Annotated in this window: 16 protein-coding genes; 12 read left to right on the top strand and 4 right to left on the bottom strand. The window is 34.4% G+C overall.

The window, feature by feature from the left end; genetic code table 11:
• Positions 1 to 10 precede the first annotated feature (10 nt).
• Complete coding sequence (gene argH / locus AC1DY0_RS10180) at positions 11 to 1,291, top strand: argininosuccinate lyase (protein ID WP_477188489.1); 1,281 nt, start codon at positions 11 to 13, stop codon at positions 1,289 to 1,291.
• Between the two features lie 85 nt (positions 1,292 to 1,376).
• On the opposite strand, the gene AC1DY0_RS10175 is transcribed toward argH, so the two are convergent.
• Complete coding sequence (locus tag AC1DY0_RS10175; protein WP_477188488.1) at positions 1,377 to 2,822, bottom strand: energy transducer TonB; 1,446 nt, start codon at positions 2,820 to 2,822, stop codon at positions 1,377 to 1,379.
• A 403-nt stretch (positions 2,823 to 3,225) separates the two neighbouring features.
• On the opposite strand from AC1DY0_RS10175, the gene AC1DY0_RS10170 reads away from it, so the two are divergent.
• Positions 3,226 to 4,221, top strand: a complete 996-nt coding sequence (locus tag AC1DY0_RS10170; RefSeq protein ID WP_477188487.1) for a DUF2157 domain-containing protein — start codon at positions 3,226 to 3,228, stop codon at positions 4,219 to 4,221.
• Entirely contained in the window at positions 4,208 to 5,395 is a 1,188-nt protein-coding gene (locus tag AC1DY0_RS10165) for a hypothetical protein (RefSeq protein ID WP_477188486.1), read from the top strand. The genes AC1DY0_RS10170 and AC1DY0_RS10165 overlap by 14 nt, the downstream gene beginning before the upstream one ends.
• 130 nt (positions 5,396 to 5,525) lie before the next feature.
• On the opposite strand, the gene ytxJ is transcribed toward AC1DY0_RS10165, so the two are convergent.
• Positions 5,526 to 5,915 carry a bacillithiol system redox-active protein YtxJ gene (gene ytxJ, locus AC1DY0_RS10160; protein ID WP_477188485.1) on the bottom strand — a complete coding sequence of 130 codons (390 nt, stop codon included), beginning with the start codon at positions 5,913 to 5,915 and terminating at the stop codon, positions 5,526 to 5,528.
• Positions 5,916 to 6,144: 229 nt separating this feature from the next.
• Here ytxJ and clpB point away from each other — a divergent pair, with 229 nt between their 5' ends.
• From clpB to AC1DY0_RS10120, 8 genes are all read left to right on the top strand, one after another.
• Complete coding sequence (gene clpB / locus AC1DY0_RS10155; RefSeq protein ID WP_477188484.1) at positions 6,145 to 8,751, top strand: ATP-dependent chaperone ClpB; 2,607 nt, start codon at positions 6,145 to 6,147, stop codon at positions 8,749 to 8,751.
• Positions 8,752 to 9,207: 456 nt separating this feature from the next.
• Positions 9,208 to 12,507, top strand: a complete 3,300-nt coding sequence (locus AC1DY0_RS10150) for a T9SS type A sorting domain-containing protein (protein ID WP_477188483.1) — start codon at positions 9,208 to 9,210, stop codon at positions 12,505 to 12,507.
• 1,293 nt (positions 12,508 to 13,800) lie between these two features.
• Positions 13,801 to 14,190: a group I truncated hemoglobin gene (locus AC1DY0_RS10145; protein WP_477188482.1), complete on the top strand. Its 390-nt coding sequence runs from the start codon at positions 13,801 to 13,803 to the stop codon at positions 14,188 to 14,190.
• A gap of 154 nt (positions 14,191 to 14,344) precedes the next feature.
• The gene (locus AC1DY0_RS10140) at positions 14,345 to 14,944 is read left to right on the top strand and encodes a nitroreductase family protein (protein ID WP_477188481.1); all 600 of its coding nucleotides are present in this window, start codon (positions 14,345 to 14,347) and stop codon (positions 14,942 to 14,944) included.
• A 355-nt stretch (positions 14,945 to 15,299) separates the two neighbouring features.
• Positions 15,300 to 15,584 (top strand): YtxH domain-containing protein, encoded by a 285-nt coding sequence (locus AC1DY0_RS10135; protein WP_477188480.1) that lies wholly within the window; start codon positions 15,300 to 15,302, stop codon positions 15,582 to 15,584.
• A gap of 18 nt (positions 15,585 to 15,602) precedes the next feature.
• Positions 15,603 to 15,956, top strand: coding sequence for a hypothetical protein (locus tag AC1DY0_RS10130; protein ID WP_477188479.1), 354 nt, complete (start codon positions 15,603 to 15,605; stop codon positions 15,954 to 15,956).
• Complete coding sequence (locus AC1DY0_RS10125; protein ID WP_477188478.1) at positions 15,953 to 16,336, top strand: hypothetical protein; 384 nt, start codon at positions 15,953 to 15,955, stop codon at positions 16,334 to 16,336. Before AC1DY0_RS10130 ends, AC1DY0_RS10125 begins: the two co-directional genes overlap by 4 nt.
• Positions 16,337 to 16,705: 369 nt before the next feature.
• Positions 16,706 to 16,927 (top strand): hypothetical protein, encoded by a 222-nt coding sequence (locus tag AC1DY0_RS10120; protein ID WP_477188477.1) that lies wholly within the window; start codon positions 16,706 to 16,708, stop codon positions 16,925 to 16,927.
• A 97-nt stretch (positions 16,928 to 17,024) separates the two neighbouring features.
• On the opposite strand, the gene AC1DY0_RS10115 is transcribed toward AC1DY0_RS10120, so the two are convergent.
• Positions 17,025 to 18,368: a vanadium-dependent haloperoxidase gene (locus AC1DY0_RS10115; protein WP_477188476.1), complete on the bottom strand. Its 1,344-nt coding sequence runs from the start codon at positions 18,366 to 18,368 to the stop codon at positions 17,025 to 17,027.
• A gap of 460 nt (positions 18,369 to 18,828) precedes the next feature.
• On the opposite strand from AC1DY0_RS10115, the gene AC1DY0_RS10110 reads away from it, so the two are divergent.
• Positions 18,829 to 19,503, top strand: a complete 675-nt coding sequence (locus tag AC1DY0_RS10110) for an HAD family hydrolase (protein ID WP_477188475.1) — start codon at positions 18,829 to 18,831, stop codon at positions 19,501 to 19,503.
• A 62-nt stretch (positions 19,504 to 19,565) separates the two neighbouring features.
• Here the strand turns inward: AC1DY0_RS10110 and AC1DY0_RS10105 are convergent, their stop codons facing one another.
• Positions 19,566 to 20,027, bottom strand: coding sequence for a hypothetical protein (locus AC1DY0_RS10105; protein ID WP_477188474.1), 462 nt, complete (start codon positions 20,025 to 20,027; stop codon positions 19,566 to 19,568).
• Positions 20,028 to 20,139: the final 112 nt, after the last annotated feature.

Below are 20,139 nucleotides of genomic sequence, written 5' to 3'. Positions count from 1 at the left end.
AAATCCAATTATGAAACTTTGGGAAAAAGGAATACCAACAGACAAACAAATCGAACATTTTACAGTTGGAAATGACAGGGAACTTGATTTGGTTTTGGCCAAATACGATGCTTTAGGATCGATTGCGCATGCCAAAATGTTGGGACAAATCGGACTGTTGACCAATGACGAAACCGAATCCTTGGTAGTAGCTTTAAACGAAATCATAAAAGACATAGCAAACGGAAATTTCGAAATCGAAGACAGCTTTGAAGACGTACATTCCAAAATAGAATATTTACTAACGGTAAAATTGGGCGATGCCGGAAAAAAAATCCACACCGCACGTTCCCGTAACGATCAGGTTTTGGTCGATGTGAACTTATACCTAAAAGATGTTGTCAAAGAATTAAAAGAGCAAGTAAAAACGCTTTTTGATTTAATGATGGAATCGGCAGAGAAACACCAAAATGTATTGTTACCGGGTTACACACATCTTCAAATTGCGATGCCTTCCTCTTTCGGAATGTGGTTTTCCGCCTATGCCGAAACCTTGATTGACGATATCACAATGCTGAATGCCGCTTTGAAAATTGTTGATCAAAATCCATTAGGCTCAGCTGCAGGATACGGAAGCTCCTTCCCTATCAACAGAACTTTTACCACCAAAGAGTTAGGTTTTGAAACTTTAAAATACAATTCGGTTGCAGCACAAATGAGCCGTGGAAAATCGGAAAAAACAGTTGCTTTTGCAATGAGTAGTGTTGCTGCTACGCTTTCAAAATTTTCTATGGACGTTTGTTTGTATATGAGCCAAAATTTTGATTTCATTGGTTTGCCTTCCCATTTAACGACGGGTTCCAGCATTATGCCACACAAGAAAAACCCTGATGTTTTTGAGTTAATTCGTGGTAAATGCAACAAGATTCAAGCTTTGCCTTATGAAATTACTTTAATCACAAATAATCTTCCAAGTGGTTACCACAGGGATTTTCAATTATTGAAAGAAGGATTGTTTCCTGCAATTCAAAACCTGAAAGCTTGTTTGGATATTGCTATTTTCTCTATCAAGGACATTAAGGTGAAAGATAATATTCTTGCAGATAAAAAATACGATTACCTATTTACTGTTGATACTTTAAACGAAATGGTTGTTACTGGAATGCCTTTTAGAGATGCTTACAAAGCTGTTGCCGAGCAATTGGAAGCAGGTGCTTATCAATCACCGAAAGAAACCAAGCATACACACGAAGGAAGCATCAATAACCTTTGTTTGGAAGAAATAAAAAATAAAATGAAAACTTCTTTTTAATTAAAGTATAGTTCTGCAATACAAAAAACCTCGTTTAATATCCTTAAACGAGGTTTTTTGCATATAAAATTAATCCTTACTAATTTTAAAACCTGCCAGTTGGTACTCTGGACATTTGTTGATTCATCCATTGCTGATTCATCATCATTTGCTGTTGGAACATCATATTGTGAAACTGCCAAAAATTATTATAATGCCCTTTATAGATTGAAAAACCATTTATTGAAAAATCAATTGGAATAATAATTTCTTGCTTCACATTTATGCCATCTACTTTTCCAGGTTTCCAAAAAGCTTGGGTTTTCAAACAAGATAAAAATTCTATTATACCATTATCACAAGCTACATCTACACCTTTAATAAGCTTAACTTCCGAAACCAATCCTGTTGGCTCAACAATACATTTAACGAAAGCATACCCATGATTATATTTTTCGATAGATTCGACAGGATATTTAAAATTATTATTGACTGATTTTTGCAAATCTTTTAAATCCGTCAATTTTGCATTTTTCTGACAAAACTGATAAATTTTATCGCCATTTTTCTCCAAATAATATATATTTTCTAAAAAATTATTTTTGTATTCATACGTAACTTCTCTGTCTTGAACTAAATCAAAAACAACCTCTTTACCATTGCCATTTTCATCAAGAATGCTCTTCCCTTGTTCATTGTTTACCTGATCATAAATCCTCCTATTTTCAGTAAACATTTGTTTACTTATTCTATGAATATTTTGATTCAAAAAATACTCAATTTCATTTTTAGGCTTATTATTAACATAATTAATCCTTTTTCTAATGCTTCCATTGGGATAATAAAAAACAAAAGTATCTCTTTTTTTATGAGGATAGAAAGAGGTAAAATCGCCTTCATATATTTTTACATCATTATTAAAAAAATAACTTAAATGAAAAACCGAATCTTTAACCGATTCAATTTTTGCATAATAACTGCTTTCTTTAGCGTTATCTGTTTCATCCCAAGAGGTATTATACAGAATCTTTTGATTATTTTCAAATAGTTTTCTGTACTTAAAAATCTTTATCAAAGAAGGGACATCTTTTACTTCATATTTACCTTTTTCAATATCAGATTTAAGAATAAAATCCGATCCGAAAATTTCAGCCGCCATCTTTTTAAATTTACCTTTACCATCTGGGAAAGTTAAAAATTCTGATGATCCACTAGCCTTCACCACATACTTTACATAACTGCCATTTGCTCCTAATGCAATAAATTTGTAAAAAGAGATACCATCAACTTTACTCATAAATTCAGCAAACTCCACTTTTTTTGAAGGAGAATCTCCAAACACTCCAACAATATCAACATTTTTCACTACTGCAAATGAATCCACCCCTATGACATAACCATTAGATTCATCTGCGACTATTGACTTCTCGGTATCGTCCTTATCAAGCTTAAACTTTAAATCCCTATCCTGTACAGAATATTTCAACAAACCTTTTATTTTTAATCCTTTATTATCAATATAGTAGCCATCCGTAAAATTTTCTCCAATCACATAGGATACATCAAGTGTTTTTTCTGGTTCATAATCAAAATCAGAATAACCTTTAATTAGTTGTCTGTTTATGTCAACAAAATGACCTATTTCATAATTAGGAATTGGATTTTGTCCAAATGAAAGGCAACTAAATGTCATTGCCAAGAGGTAGAATAAAAATTTCATATTGGTATTTGGGCTAATATTTATAAGAATGCCTGAAAAATTCAAGTCATGCGAAAATAACAATTTTAGATTAACATTCTTAAAAAAGAAAAAAAATTACAAAACAATTTCTTCCAAAATGATATTTTTAAATATCGCTATTTCATGATGAGATACAGTTTAAAAGATGTATGCTCTTCACCATTAATTAGTAATAAAAATTCTATATATTTGAGAGATATCTTAAATAAATAGCATGACAAATTTCGAAGAACGAGCTACTCAAACGCTTTTTGATAAAAATCACATTACAGAAGAACAATTCCAAGCCATTCGGGCGTATCGAGGACTGAATTTATTTTCAGTTCATAATGAACTTAAATTCTTACTATACCTTTCGATGCTGATGTTTACTTCGGGTATTGGAATTCTGATTTACCAAAACATAGACACTATAGGTCATACTGCAATTCTTGGTCTGTTGCTTTTGGTGACCGTGATCTGCTTCTATTTTTGCTTTAAAAACCATCCAGGTTTCAAAAAAGATGAAGCTCCATTCCCCAATCCGCTTTATGATTATTTGGTGCTTACTGCCGTCATATTGAGTTGTACGTTTGTGGGATATTTACAATTTCAATACCAAACTTTCGGAACCCATTACGGATTGGCCACTTTGGTACCGACAATCATCAGTCTTTTTTGCGCCTATTATTTTGACAACAAAAGTGTTCTATCAATCGGAATCACTGGAATGGCAGCATATTTAGGACTTTCAGTAGATCCAAAACACGTTTTTGAAAACGAGATGATTGACAATACTTACTTGAGTTATATTGGTTTGGCCTTTGGATTGACTTTATTGCTTTGGGTTTTATATGCGACCAAAATCAATTTGAAAAAACACTTCAATTTGGTTTATCTGACTTTCTCATTGCATTTGGTTAGTATTGCATGTATTGTCAATTTATTTCAGGATTTATGGTTGGCTTTTGGGGTAGTGTTGGGAATCGCAGCCTATTATTTTTATAATTTAAGTTTCCAAATAAGGTCCATTTCCCTGTTTATTTTCACGGTTTTATATGGATATATTGGAATGAACATATTAATGGTAAGGCTTTTAGATTCACTCCATCTGGAAGACATATTCTCTGTATTCATTTTCACAACGCCTTTTTATTTTATTGGCTCCATAATTGGATTTATAAAATTGATTAAACACTTCAACAAAAACACTAACGATGATAGTATATGATAAAACACTTTTAGACAACGTTTATATAGATGAAGAAGCCAATCGATTGAAAAAGTCAGGTTTCATTAGTTCTGAACAATACCAATCACTTGGACAACAATTACCTAGGCTCAAAAGTCAAAACAATATTTTTATCCGAATTGGCTTTTTTATTCTGGGTTGTATGTTGTATTCCTCAATTTGTGGAATGATATCGTTATTTGGACTGGCAATTATGGATGATGCTTATTTATTTTTCATCTACCTATTTGCCATAATTGGTTTTGGAGCCAAAGAATTTATGTCCAGAGAAATGAAATATTTTGGTTTTGGTTTAGATGACGCCTTTATTTTGGGAGCCATTTTAGCACTACAGATTGCAATTGGACTCACTTTTGAACAAAATTATAATCCAAACTATCTGCTTATTGCCATAGTAACAGCGATTGTTTCCAGTATTGCTTATTTACGATACCTCAATCTTTCTTTGACACTACTAGCCTGCTTAGGAATAACGGCAAGTGTCGCTTATCTAACATTTGATTATCTTATAATTGGCAAAGCCATATTGCCATTTGTGATGTTGTTGCTTTCAGGTATTGGTTATTTCATTTCTAAAAATAAGTTACAAAATCTAACCGTTCCCTATTATTCTAGCGGATTGAAACTAACCAAAGCCTTCTGCCTAATTCTATTCTATCTCGCAGGAAACTACTATGTGGTAAGAGAATTAAATTTCAGCTTGTCGGGAGAATATTATTATGGTGGTGTAAGTACCGAAATTCCTTTCGCCATTTTCTTTTGGGCTTTCACAATTTCAGTTCCTGTACTTTACTTGTTTTTTTCTTTGAAAAACAAAGACCGAATGATGCTTTGGATTGGTTTTCTGGCACTTTGTTTTGCCTTTTTTACCATCAGAATGTATCATCACGTTTTACCTCCTGAAGTGGCTTTAACCATTGGAGGTTTAGTAGTATTTGCTTTTACTTATTTTTCGATAAAAAAAACGAAATTCAACGAAACCGGAATCACGTTCAAAGAAGACCGATTTGCCAATCCTAATTCTTTTGCCAATTTGCAAACTCTTGTGGTTGCTTCGCAATTTGGACTTAAACCCGAGGCTAAAGTCGATGAATCACCAATGAAGTTTGGCGGCGGCGGATTTAGCGGTGGCGGTTCTGGAGGGGAATTTTAAGTTTACTACTAATATAAATTAGCACCGATTTTACAGTAATTTTAAAAATCTGCGTAAATCTGCTAAATCTGCGTGCTCAATTTTTCACGCAGATTTAGCAGATTTACGCAGATTTCAAATAATACAGCGTTTACAATCTCTCCACCAATTCCCCCGCATCAATAGCGTCATGCGAAGCATCATAAACTGATTGACCATTTTTGATTAGCAATAATTGTGGCGATTGGTGCACTACCTGAAAGCGGTTTGCAATTTCATTGGAAACGTCACGGTATTCGATCAAATCCAAAAAGTAAGCATCTACCTTATCTTCCAAAGCATATTCATTTTCAAATTGCTTAAGGGCGAATCTGCTTATACTGCAACGTGTGCTGTGTTTAAAAATCACCGCAGGCTTTTCGTCTGATAATGCTGCAATCTCATCCAACTGCCCTACAAATTGAAGCGGAATCCAATTGATTTTACTTCCTGTTACTTTCTTTTCTTCTGAACTACCGAATAGGGAATTGAATATGCTCATTTTGTCTTATTTTATGTCTTTTTGTCTTTTTAATATGATAAAAATCATCACGGAAACGTCAAATTGTCCGTAAATTTATAGTGGAATACCATTTGATGATTATTTTGCAAAGTTAGTTATTAAATAGTAAAATTCAGTAATCAACAATTGGTTATAACTGATTAGCCATAATTAAAACCTATTGCTAATCACAAGTAAAACAAAACATAAAAAACAAAAACCTTTAATCATGAACATTAATAAGTTTACCATTAAATCGCAGGAAGCTATACAGCTTTCGCAACAATTGGTTCAGAGTTTAGGTCAACAACAGATAGAAAACGAACACATTTTCAAATCAATTTTTGAAGTCGATGAAAATGTGGCTCCTTTTATTTTGAAAAAACTAAACGTCAATGTACCATTGTTTCTTCAAATTTTAGATGCAACAATTCAGAGTTTCCCAAAAGTTTCCGGAGGTGAAATTCAGCTTTCCAGAAGCGCCAATACTGCCCTGAACGAAGCAGAAATCATTGCAAAAAAAATGAACGACGAATACGTTTCCATTGAGCATTTGATTCTGGCCATATTTGATTCCAAAAGCAAAGTTTCCCAAATTCTAAAAGACCAGGGAGTAACCGGAAAAGGACTCAAAGCCGCTATCGAAGAATTGCGTAAAGGAGAACGTGTAACCTCAGCGTCGGCTGAAGAAAATTACAACTCTTTGAACAAATACGCCAAAAACCTCAACGAACTGGCACGAACCGGAAAACTGGATCCCGTGATTGGGCGTGACGAGGAAATTCGACGCGTGCTGCAAATCCTGACCCGAAGAACCAAAAACAACCCAATGCTTGTAGGAGAACCCGGTGTGGGTAAAACGGCTATTGCCGAAGGTCTCGCACATCGAATCGTAGATGGCGACGTACCCGACAACCTTAAAGACAAAATCGTATTCTCACTCGATATGGGAGCATTGATCGCGGGTGCCAAATACAAAGGGGAATTCGAGGAACGATTAAAATCGGTGGTTAAAGAGGTTATTGCAGCCGAAGGAGACATCGTGTTATTCATTGACGAAATTCACACGCTCGTAGGTGCAGGTGGTGGCGAAGGCGCTATGGACGCTGCCAACATTCTGAAACCGGCTTTAGCCCGTGGAGAATTGAGAGCCATCGGTGCGACGACTTTGGACGAATACCAAAAATATTTCGAAAAAGACAAAGCCCTCGAACGCCGTTTCCAAAAAATCATCATCGAAGAACCAGACACCGAAAGCGCGATTTCGATTCTGAGAGGAATCAAGGAGAAATACGAAACACACCATAAAGTACAAATCAAGGACGACGCTATTATTGCTGCCGTAACGCTTTCGCAACGCTACATCACCAATCGTTTTCTTCCGGACAAAGCCATCGACTTAATGGATGAAGCGGCCTCCAAACTGCGAATGGAAATCAACTCCAAACCTGAGGAATTGGATGTTTTGGATCGAAAAATTATGCAGTTGGAAATCGAAATCGAAGCCATCAAACGCGAGAAAGACGAAAGCAAACTCAAAACGTTAGGTTTGGATTTGGCGAATCTAAAAGAAGATCGAAACGTGATTTACGCCAAATGGAAAGCCGAAAAAGAAGTGGCTGATAACATTCAGGAAGTAAAAACCGAAATCGAAGATTTTAAACACGATGCTGAACGCGCCGAACGCGATGGTGATTACGGTAAAGTAGCCGAAATTCGTTACGGAAAAATCAAGGAAGCCCAAGATCGATTGGCTGTTTTCCAAAAACAATTGGCCGAAAACCAATCGGGAACATCCTTGATTAAAGAAGAAGTAACCCGCGAAGACATTGCCGAAGTGGTAGCCAAATGGACCGGAATTCCAGTGATGAAAATGCTGCAGGGAGAGCGCGAAAAACTATTACATCTTGAAGGAGAGTTGCAAAAACGTGTTGTTGGCCAAGAGGAAGCCATAGAAGCCGTGAGTGATGCTGTGCGTCGAAGCCGTGCTGGATTACAGGATATGAAAAAACCGGTGGGAACTTTCCTTTTCCTTGGAACAACAGGAGTTGGTAAAACAGAGCTTGCCAAAGCGCTTGCCGAATATCTATTCGACGATGAAAACGCGATGACCCGAATCGATATGAGCGAATACCAGGAACGCCACAGCGTGAGCCGATTGGTCGGTGCGCCTCCGGGATATGTGGGCTATGACGAGGGCGGACAATTGACCGAAGCCGTGCGACGCAAACCGTATTCCGTGATACTGTTGGACGAAATCGAAAAAGCCCACCCCGACACCTTCAACATCTTGTTGCAGGTACTCGACGAAGGCCGTTTAACCGACAACAAAGGGCGCTTGGCCGATTTCAAAAACACCATTATCATCATGACTTCCAATATGGGAAGCCAAATCATACAGGAAAAATTTGAGAATCTAAAAGGAAGCGTTGAAGCTGCCACCGAAATTGCCAAAATCGAAGTGCTCGCATTATTGAAACAAACCGTGCGCCCCGAGTTCATCAACCGTATCGACGAAATCGTAATGTTCACACCATTGACCAGTGCCAACATTGCCCAAATCGTAGGATTGCAATTGAAAAGTGTAACCAAAATGCTTGCCCAACAAGGCATCACAATGGACGCCACACCCGAAGCGATACAGTATCTGTCCGAGAAAGGTTATGACCCGCAATTTGGTGCCAGACCCGTAAAACGAGTAATTCAAAGGGAAGTCCTCAACCAACTCTCCAAAGAAATCCTCGCTGGTCGCGTAAAACCCGACAGCATCATCCTACTCGATGCCTTCGACAACGAACTCGTTTTTAGAAATCAAACCGAGTTAGTACACGAATAAATAAACATAATTCAATCTTTAAAACTGCAAGGTCACAACACTTTGCAGTTTTTTGTTTTTAGAAGCAGAAAGATTTGTGGTTTTATCAACTTCACTCCCGCTGTCCACAATATCTTTTATGCCGAAACCCGGCATAAAAGGATATTTGCTTCCATCGGGGCTAGGTGAGATGTTTAGTTTTTCAGTAAATATGATTTTGTTTATGTAAACTGCTATCTAAAGAAATATAGTTGAACATTAAAAAAATATTCCTAAGACAGGACAGAAATCATATAAAAAAGAGGAGTAAGCAAGTTTATCTACAAAAATTTAATACGATGATTCATGCTTTTAATTCAAGTTTTTATTTATTTTTGGTTGTAATTCTTAATAAAAAAAATTACACAATAATATTTACAACAACTCAACTCAATAAAATTAAGTTCATTTCAAAAACATAACCAAAGCCTACTAAAGATGATTCTACTATTACCCAAAAAAAGAATAGCTCCTAAATTTTTATTAATAGCTCTTTTTCTTTGTTGTATCTCGAATATATATTCTCAAAATACTTGGGAATTGTTAAACCCCAAACCCACTTACAAGACTGGAAAAGAAATTCATTTTACAACAGGTACAACTGGTTATATTATAAATGATAATGAGTTACTAGAAACAACGAATTCTGGTGTCACATGGCAAAAAAAACAAGATATTACAAATGGAAATGATTTAAAATTCAATCAAAACATTGGTTATATAGTTGGTAATAGTGGATATGTGCTAAAATCTATTGACAACGGTGTAACTTGGTCACAAGTAACAACTGGTTTTGATTTCAATTATAATACTGTAAACATAATTGATGAAAACGATATAATAATTTCAAGTCCTAATGCATTAATCAAATCTACAGATGGAGGTATTACTTGGATCAGCAAAACCATTCCTAATGTAAGTGTTAACAAAACTTTTTTCTTGACAGCATTGACTGGACACGCAGCTTGTGATAATGGAACTATGATTAAAACGATTGATGGTGGCGAAAATTGGTATGTAACTCAAAGTACAAATACTTTTCCATCAAATTTATTTACCGTTTATTTTATCAATCAAAACATTGGCTTTTATACCCGTGAACACGGATATATGTATAAAACCATTGACGGTGGAGAAACATGGACACAAGTAAATGGAATATCTGATGCTATTTATAATTTTTCTTTTATAAATGAAACTATTGGATATGCAATAGGTGAATATGGAGTCATTTTTAAAACAATAGATGGTGGAAATACATGGAATTGGGTGAGCAATCAAACTAGTAGAATCTATAATACTACTCTTTTTGGAATTCATTTTATTGATACCAATATCGGTTACGCAACAGGAGCTCGCGGTAGAATACTCAAAACCACCGATGGTGGAAATACATGGATTCAAAACTCTCCAACTTATAATGATGTTAATCAATTACAATTTCTTGATAAAAACATTGGATATGCCCGGGTTGGTAATCAACTCTATAAAACAACTGATAGCGGAACTAATTGGATCGACATTGGTTTCTTAAATCTTGGTCAATCCGTTTTTGCAGGTGTATTTAAATTTATAAATGAAAACTTAGGTTATTGGACAACAGCTGGTACTTATGGTGGTCAAGTATATAAAACCACAGATGGCGGGATTACTTGGGTTGTTCTAAATAACGGATGGAATCTTATAGAGGAAGGAATTACTGCTATTTCGTTTCTTGATGAAAATACTGGTTTTATTTCGGGAGGTTTTAATACAAGAAAAACATTAAAAACTATTGATGGAGGTGGTACATGGCAACAAGTGTTGAATGAAAAATTTGGGCAGATACAATTTACAAATTCTCTAGTAGGTTATGCAAACCGTATTGGTTATTCGGGCGGTAGAATGTACAAGACTATTGATGGAGGAAATACTTGGAATATAAATGTTGACGTAGATGAAAATATTAATCGTTTTGACTTTTTAGATGATAACAATGGTTATTTTGTTGGAGAAAATGGTTTAATGTATAAAACTAAAAACGGAGGAGTTACCTGGGAAAAACTAACAATTCCAGGGGATGACTATACAGAAGTGAAATTCTATTCCAAAAATGTGGGCTACATTTTTGATGATTATGGCAATATGTACAAAACAATAAATGGAGGTGTTCGTTGGAAAAATCTAACTAGAATAGACTCTTATGGTTCGCCGTCGAATTCTATATCTATTATTGAAAAAAACATATATGTAGGAAGCAGTAACGGTAAAATATTAAAAAGCACTATTTCATTCGATCCAATTTCAATTATTGCAAACCCAGTTTTAAACGCTTCGAATAATAGTGCTACTCTAACAGGAAATGTCGCGTCAAATGAAGGCTTAATAGAAAATATAAAATTTGAATATAGTACTTATTTTGTTTTTGAAAATAACATTAATACAAATCCGAATACAGTACCTTTTGATACTTCATTAGATTTTTCGACTACTATAGATAATCTAAATCCAAATACTACCTACTACTACAGACTTAAAGGAACTTATAATAATATTGAATATACAAGTGAAGAAATGAGTTTCACAACACTTCCTGACTACGTAATAACAATGAATGATGTATATAATTATTCTTCAAATACTGCGGAACTAACAGGAAGCATAACTTCTAATAAAAATGAGATTTCAAATATAGAATTTCAATACGGAGAGAATGGAGATTTTTCAAAGTTTAGTATTTTATCAAATAGTACGATAATTGCTCCAAAAGCAACGAGTAATGTTGTAAGTAATTTAATAAATTTAAAACCAGAAACTAAATATTATGTAAGAATGAAAGCAGTACATAATGGAATAGAAATATTTAGTTCTGTCAAATCATTTACAACAAAATCAGAATACTCCATTTCTTTATACAATCCTAGTATTAATGGAAACAATGCTACTTTAAGTGCTTATATTTATGCAAATAGTAAAGACATTAGTAATATAGTTTTTGAATATGGCTCAATAAATTATGAAAACAATATCATAACTAGTCCAAATATAATTCCATACAACACATCTACTTATGTAACTTCTACTATTCAAAATTTAGATCCCAATGCAATCTATTATTATAGACTAAAAGCTCTAAACGGCAGTGACATTATTTATAGTAAAGAAGGGGTATTTAATACTTCTGGAAAAATAATTTTAACCTCAGGATTAGTAAATAGTAATAATACTTCTTCTGCAAACCTTACGGGACTAATTAATGCAAATGGAAAGTACCTAACAAATATACAGTTTGAATATGGAATTACAGAAAATTATGGTTTTACAATAGATGGTTCACCTAATTATACCTATGATTATGGAACAAATACCACAACAGCAACTATAGATAATCTTTTACCTAATCAAATTTATTATTATAGACTAAAAGCAATATATAACGGAACTATCGTGTATTCAGACAAATTTGAATTTAATTCTGGTATTTTGAATACAATCGAGTCGAATATAAATGATTCAAAAATCTATTTATATCCAAATCCAGCTGAAAGTGAGGTAACTATTACCTTATCAAACGAATTTGAAGTTGTAAGTAGAATAATGATAGTTGATATTGGAGGAAAAGTTATATTCTCCCAAAATAATCCAGATATAAAAAACAATTTCAAAATCAGTCTTTCAAATCGTTCAAAAGGGGTTTATTTAGTTAAAATTATTTTTGAAGACAAAAATGTAATAACTAAAAAAATAATTCTAAATTAAAAATAGAATCCCGATGGCGCGGATAAAAGTAGTAAGGCTGATACTTTCACGCAACACATACGCCCAATATTGTCATCCCGACGGAGGAGGGATCTCCACAATACTATTCGACAAAGTAATTCATTTTTTCACTTTGAATGCGGAGCTACTTGCGGAGATCCCTCCTCCGTCGGGATTGACAAGTTTGCGGACTGTTAGGATGTTTTAAAAAAAACCTCTAGTATGATGCCTGCCACTAGTGACCACGTGCCAATTATTTGCAATCCAAAAAACAGAAAAGCAACTCCATAAAGGGTTGCTTTTTGTGTTTATACACTAATGACTATTTCCTTACTTATATTCAAACCCCTATCAAAACTATGGTTATTAAATATAAATTATTAAATACACCAATTTAATTCATAAATAAACTAATTAAATTGTTCTTTAGAACACTTTAATTGATATATAAAACAATTTAATTAATATAAACAACAATTTTATTATTCTAAATAACAATAAAATTGATTTAAAGAACAATTTAATTGATGTTTATAACAATTGAATACTATTTCAAACAACTTTACGATTCCGAAAGCCTTTGGAACCAGCTCAGCGAAGTGTCCCGACTTAAGTACGCAGAGCAAACAATACATCTTACGCAACATCAACGCCCCATATTGTCATCCCGACGGAGGAGACTCGAGCGATAGCGAACAGGCGAAGCAAATCTTCGTAAGTAGCTCCGCATTCAAAGTAAAAAAATGAATTCCTTTGTCGAATAGTATTGTGGAGATCCCTCCTCTGTCGGGATGACAAGTTTGTGGATAATTGGGATGCTGTTAAAAAAGCTATATACCTCTCTTTAGCCCCGATTATAGCGGAAATCCTTGTGAGCCGGGGTTCGGCTTACAAGATTGAAACGGAAAGCGGGACCAATGCCGATAAAAGAGCCAAAAATTTCAGCTCCAAAAAATTTATAATCGAATCCTTGGTCATCGAATGTTTCAGAATCTTGATTAATAAAACACACATTTAAACCAGTTCATTTTAAATATTTTCTTAACTTTATAAGGCATTTATATCCAACGAATTACTCTTATATATTCGTGTTTTTCTTCCCTATTTCTACAAACCGTTTGCCTAACAAATTTTGGTGGGTTTTATTTTTTTGATTTTACGTAATTCATTCGCAAATCGAATAAATACTTGGGTTTTACTACACAAACCGAAGACAATATTTTACTCTTTTGAGTCCTTTGGTCAACATATTATTTGAAAGTAACTGAATAATAATTTTAAAACTTAATCAAAATGGAAAATAGTGCAAACGAAAAAAGTCTTTACGAACGTCTAGGTGGTACTGAGGGAATAACTACCATTGCCACCGAAGTTATAGAAGCCCATATGGTGAACCCTGACATTAAAGCAAGATTTCTTCCTCTAAAAGATAACCCAGAACATTTAGCGGAAGTTAGAAAGCATGTGATTGATTTTTTTGTAATGGGTAGTGGAGGTCCTCAACAGTACTCTGGCAAAGATATGCACGCAGCCCATGTTGGAATGAATATTAGTCAAGGAGAATACTTGTGTGTGATGGACGATATCATGTCTGCTCTTGACAAAAATAACATTGACGAGCAATCCAAAAAAGATGTTCTAGCTATCATTTATTCATTAAAAGACCAAATGATTGGGGTGTAATAATGGGATATTTAAAACTGAAAACTATCGGAATCCGACTTCGTTCTTATCACAAAATACCTTTCATTACTAGTGCAATCAAATTGCAGAAACCTATTATTGGATTAACTTTGTATCTATAATTAATACTATAAAAACATTAAAAAATAGAATTATGGATATTTTAGAATTAATACAAAAAAGATATACTGCAAAGAAATACAACTCTGATAAAGCAATACCCCAGGAAAAAATTGAAGCTTTGAAAGAGATTTTACGCCTCACTCCATCTTCCATAAACATTCAGCCGTGGAAATTTACATTTGTGCAAGATCCAGAAATGAAGACAAAATTAGCTTCGGTTTCAAAACATAATACCGAAAAAGTAAATCAAGCCGGACTATTGGTTGTATTTAGTGTGGCGGATGATTTGGATGCTTTTCAAAAAGTGGTGGAGAATGAATTACCGAAAGCCAGAAGGGATTGGTACAATCAAATAAGAGCTAGTACGCCAGAAGCCGATTTGAAAGTATGGTTAGCCAAACAAGTTTATATAGCCTTGGGAGTAGGTTTGACGGCCAGTATTTCATTAGGTCTGGATTCGTCACCTATGGAGGGTATTGAAGCGGATAAATATGCGGCTATCCTTAATATGACGGCTTACAAGCCGCTGTTTGCAATGGCTGTAGGTTACGCTTCGGAAGATGATTTCAACCGAATTGAAGTTATGCCAAAATCAAGAAGATTGCTGGAGAGCGTCATAGAAACTATATAGCAATAGCTGAATATTTACGATCCGATAAACAAAAAGCAACTCTATTACGAGTTGCTTTTTTAGTTTATGTAATCTAATGAATAACCCGTAAATAATATAACTTTTCCAAAAAGTATTATAATACAAACTTCAACCAATACTCTGACCTTTAAAAAGTTGAAATTAATTTAAAAACTAAACATTATGAACAATATTTTCAGAGGCCTATTAGCCGGTTATGGAGCAAAAAAACTAGGAGTTGGATGCTTTGGAACAATTTTAGTCTTTATCATTATCTGGGTGCTTTTGGGGCAGTGCAGTTAAAAATTTAAATTCTATTCAACAAAAAAATTAATAATCTAAAAACAAAATAGTTATGAGTACAGGTAAAGTAATACTAGGAACAACAGCGGGTCTTGCGATAGGCGGAATTTTAGGAATTCTATTTGCTCCCGAAAAAGGTTCGGTAACCCGAAAACAAATCTTGGATAAAGGAAGTGATTATGCAGATGGCTTAAAATCAAAACTCAACGAGTTTTCTGATTCCATCACAGATAAACTTCAAAATGCAAAAGAATTTACGCAGGGGCTAACAGAGGATATGAAAGCAGAATTTGATGAAGCAAAAAATTATGACAATCAGTCTCCTTCAAAATATTAATCCTAATTAAAATATATTATGACTGAGGATACAACCCCCATAGCAATGCTTTTTGAGCGGGCAGAAGATTACAGTAAAACAACTTTAAAGTTGATTAAACTAAATGCCATAGACAAATCCGCCGATGTAGCTTCATCTCTCGTTTCACGACTTGCAGTGATTATGACCGTTGTATTCTCAGTTTTAATTATAAGCATAGGAGTGTCAATATGGTTAGGAAAACTACTTGGCGACGCCTCTTACGGTTTTTTTATAGTTGGTGCTTTATACGTGTTTATGGCAATTCTTCTTCACCTATTTCGTGAACAATGGCTAAAATATCCTGTTAGCAATTCTATTATTAAACAAATGCTAAAAGAGAAAATGCTATGAAGATGAGAAACGAAACAGATTCATTAAATGAATTGATTCTTCTACAGGAGAAGAAACACGATACTGAATTGGCCTTATTGAGAAACCAGTTTGATGTTGCCTATGAAAGTCTAAAACCTGTCAACCTGATCAAAAGTCTATTTCACGAAGTAACCGCTTCACCCGAAATAAAAAATGATTTGGTTGGGAATACCATTGGCTTAGGTGCAGGATTTCTTTCCAAAAGACTTTTTGGAGCCCATTCACAAAGTCCTGTAAAAAAAATTATTGGAACGGTAGTCCAATTTGCAATAGCAAATCTGGTTTCAAAACATTCAGACACTTTTAAAACAATCGGTGGCAATCTCGTTAAGCATTTTTTCAACAAAGCCAAAAATTAAAAATAAGGCGTTTCAGTACAGCCCTACCAATATCGAAAGAGTCCTGACAATTCATACAAGGCGCAAGTATTTAAAAACTAAAAAGCAACTCCATTTCGTGTTGCTTTTTTAGCTTATATAAGCTAACGTTTAGCTTCCTATTGAGATTATTCAGATTAAATTATTTATTGAAATTATGTTTTTTCTTATTTTTATTTATAAAAATTGCATTTTACCGATATTTTTCTTAAGTTTAACTAATATTATTACTGTTTAAGAAAGATCAAACCAAGCTAAAAAGCAGTAACCGTTTGTTTTTCAAAGAATTTAAAACAACTGAACGTCTTGGCCCTTATTATTAACCAAAAGAATTAATAAAACTATACTATTATGAAAACAACACTGAACATCTTAATTGATTTTTTTGCAACTGTTTATGATTTAGTAATTGAGTTTTTTGCATTGCAATATGATTTGGTCATTGGCTTTCTAATTTTTTTAGGGGAGTATTTAAAATGGGTAACTACTAGTTCTACCAAGTCTCCTGATTTTACCAAACATGCTGAGGAACCAATAAAAGTCCTCAATCAAAATCCTTTCGACGTGCGATAATTACTCTTATTTAACCCTATAAAAAAGCTGCAACTTTTAGATTGCAGCTTTTTATTTTTATTCCCAGAGGAATTCTAAATTTGAAGTTATATGGTTTTTAATTTTCTTTGAGATAATTTTCAAAAACATATTTCCCAACTTTATTCCCCTGTTCCACTCCTTTTGTACAGGCATTTCTAAAATGATACCCAACATAAACTCGGGATAACGCATTTTCCGTAGCTGCTTGTGTAAAACTACTGAGGTGGCGGGTTACATTTGGTAACGTAACACTGGTTTGTTCAAAACTGATATTATCACTTCCAAAAAAGTTACGCAGTATTTCTGCCCCTGCCCCACCATCGGTTGAATGGTTGGATGGGTAATCTGGTACTGGTGGAGTTGGAGGAGCCAAAACATTCCATGATGCATCACCTACAGTATTATCATTACCATCTGTATCACCCAATCGAATAGCAGTAATTGGTCTCCAGTATTTATAATAAAATTTGGCATCAAAACAGGCAATGTTTGCATCGGCTTCAGCTAATTGAAGTAAAGCCAACAATCTTGCGCTTTCCCATGGATTAAGCTTAAATTTAGCAATCATTGTTCGAGCAATTCTATTAAAAGAGGAAGGTGCAGTATCCAGCCAGAATATAGCAATCTGTGTTTGATCCGCAGTTCTTGTACTTCCAACAGCAGCGCCTAGACTTTTTACATCATTATAATCAGCGGTGTATTCTGCACTATTAATTGGATAAGGAGGGACTGGCCGAAACTGCCAACCACTGGTTAAACAAAACGGGGTTATATTTCCCCATTCTGGTACAGCTACAAATCCATTAAACGGTGGCCCATCAAAAGGAGGCGTTGATCTGTACTCACCTGGTAAAGTTCCCTGCACATAAGCAGTTTGTGCAGTAGCTGCACCATCATTGGCACGCAAATCCAAAATTGCTTTTGCAGCAGCTTTACCTAATGCAATGCCCTTTGTTTTTGGAATTCCATCAGCAATGGAGGCCAATGATACATTTAGTAAATTATCCGCAAATACCTGCTGTGGTGGTAATTGAGCGACAATGACATCATGTGCTGCTTGAGCGACCGCTGCATTGGCATCTGCATCTTTATCTCTTGCATTTTTCAATGCATAGGTTTGATACCTCGGGACTATATTATTCAGTGCATCATGCATAGCCACATTAAGCATGGCATAAATTCTTGATTCAGGCATTGGCGGCATATTCCCAACATTAGCAACAGCCTGCGTTCCTGCTTCATTCCATCTTAATACCATCTCTGAGGTAATCGTTCCATAGGCATGCCCATGCATGTCCGCTTTTTTTGCTGTTTCTCCATTAACTGAAGCGTCTGTGGATAATTCCTCTTGCTGACAGGAAAAAAACATCATAAATCCCACAAACAACACTGTTTTTAAGGGAAATAATTTTCTTTTCATTTTAATGAGTTTTAACGTGAAATTTTTTAAATAACCTTTTTGAAGTAACAATGAATTTTTTAATTCAAAATTTAAAGTCGAAAAATTAGCTGAAATACTAATTCTTTCAGGGATGAAAGATTTCAGTTTTTAGGGGAGTAAGAGAATCTTTTCCTCGTAAGGCTATTGTTCTTCTAAATAACTGAAAAACAATTAATTAAGATGATTAAAATGCGCCGCAAAATTATGCGAATAATTAACATCATTATTTTTTTATCCATCAATTACATAAATACCCGTTGAATAGCGTTTTTCTGTTATAAAAACTCAACATCAGCCCATTAACTTTGTTTATGAATTTTCAAAATCTAATAAATATTGACAAAAGCCACGAGCATGAAAAAACAATATCCTTATCTTTGGCACAATACCAAAACAACAATCGAAAAGCACATCCTTTCGGTTGATTAAAAAACAAAAAATGAAGTTCAAAGGAGTTATTTTTGATTTAGACGGAACACTGGTTAATTCACTTGAAGACATTGCAGATGCTATGAATACTGTTCTTCAAAACCTCAACTACCCTACTCATAATTATGAAGCTTATCAATATTTCATTGGTAGTGGCCTTAGAAATTTGGTGAGCAAATCGCTACCTGAGACACATAATGATGAAAAAAATATCGATCGTTGTTACCAACTGATGATTGAGGAATATAGCTATAATTGCACCCGTAAAACAAAACCTTATGATGGGATTATCGAATTATTGGATCACTTAATTTCAAACAACATAAAACTAAGTGTGTTTTCGAATAAGTCGGATGAGCTTACCAAGATAATCACGACTACTTTGTTCCCTAACTATTTTGACCCTATAGTCGGTTTGAGTATTGAAGCATTAAAAAAACCAAATCCATCTGAAGCCATAGCAATAAGCAAAAGCTTAGGACTAAAAACCGAAGAAATAATTTTCGTTGGAGATTCCGGTATCGATATGCAAACGGCCACCAATGCCAATATGCTTGCAGTGGGGGTGTCTTGGGGATATCGAGCTGAAGAAGAATTGATTGCAGAAGGAGCAAAATATGTGTTAAACAGTCCTTTGGATTTGATTCCCATTTTACAACCCGATGAAGTAAATATATTGTCGTAACTATTTGCTGAATGTCATAGATTAATTACTTGTAATCTTGTATCAGCAAGATATCTGCTATTTTACTGTACTGAAGCATTTTTCTCGAAAGTCAAATAATCAATAGCGGTTTCACCCTTGCTGTCATCTTTTAGTTTCACAGAAGTACCTGTGTTTTCAATTACTTTCCAATCCCCATTCAAATCTTGAAAGATGTCTTTGGGACCTATTGAAACCTTAAAAATTGTACTATAAAGATCAGCATCACTCGTGCTTTTGACTACCGACCACATTCCTGTATAGGAATTTGTTTCTTTGGCAGCAGTCAATACATTATTTCCCCCAAAAGTAAAATCATACCCCGCATAATTTGCAGTTTCATCCTTGCCGGAATCGTAAAAATAACCAACCTTCCACGTTCCGTCTTTTACGGCATCGCTTACGTCGTCGACCGTATTTTTACTATCATCATTACTACAGGAAACAAAAGTTGCAACAACAACAGTTATCAATAAAACAAATCGGTATATATTTCTAAATTTCATAATTACTTACAAGTCTTAAGTTATCATTGTTATAAATTCTGCCTTTTGTAAAATTAAGAATTAAAATCTGACTACAAATCAATTATTGAAAAGTAATACTTATCAATAAAAA

The sequence above is a fragment of the Flavobacterium sp. P1_E4 genome (assembly GCF_056405915.1).
Note: the sequence above shows the minus strand (reverse complement) of the source record. Positions and strands in the feature narration are given on the sequence as shown.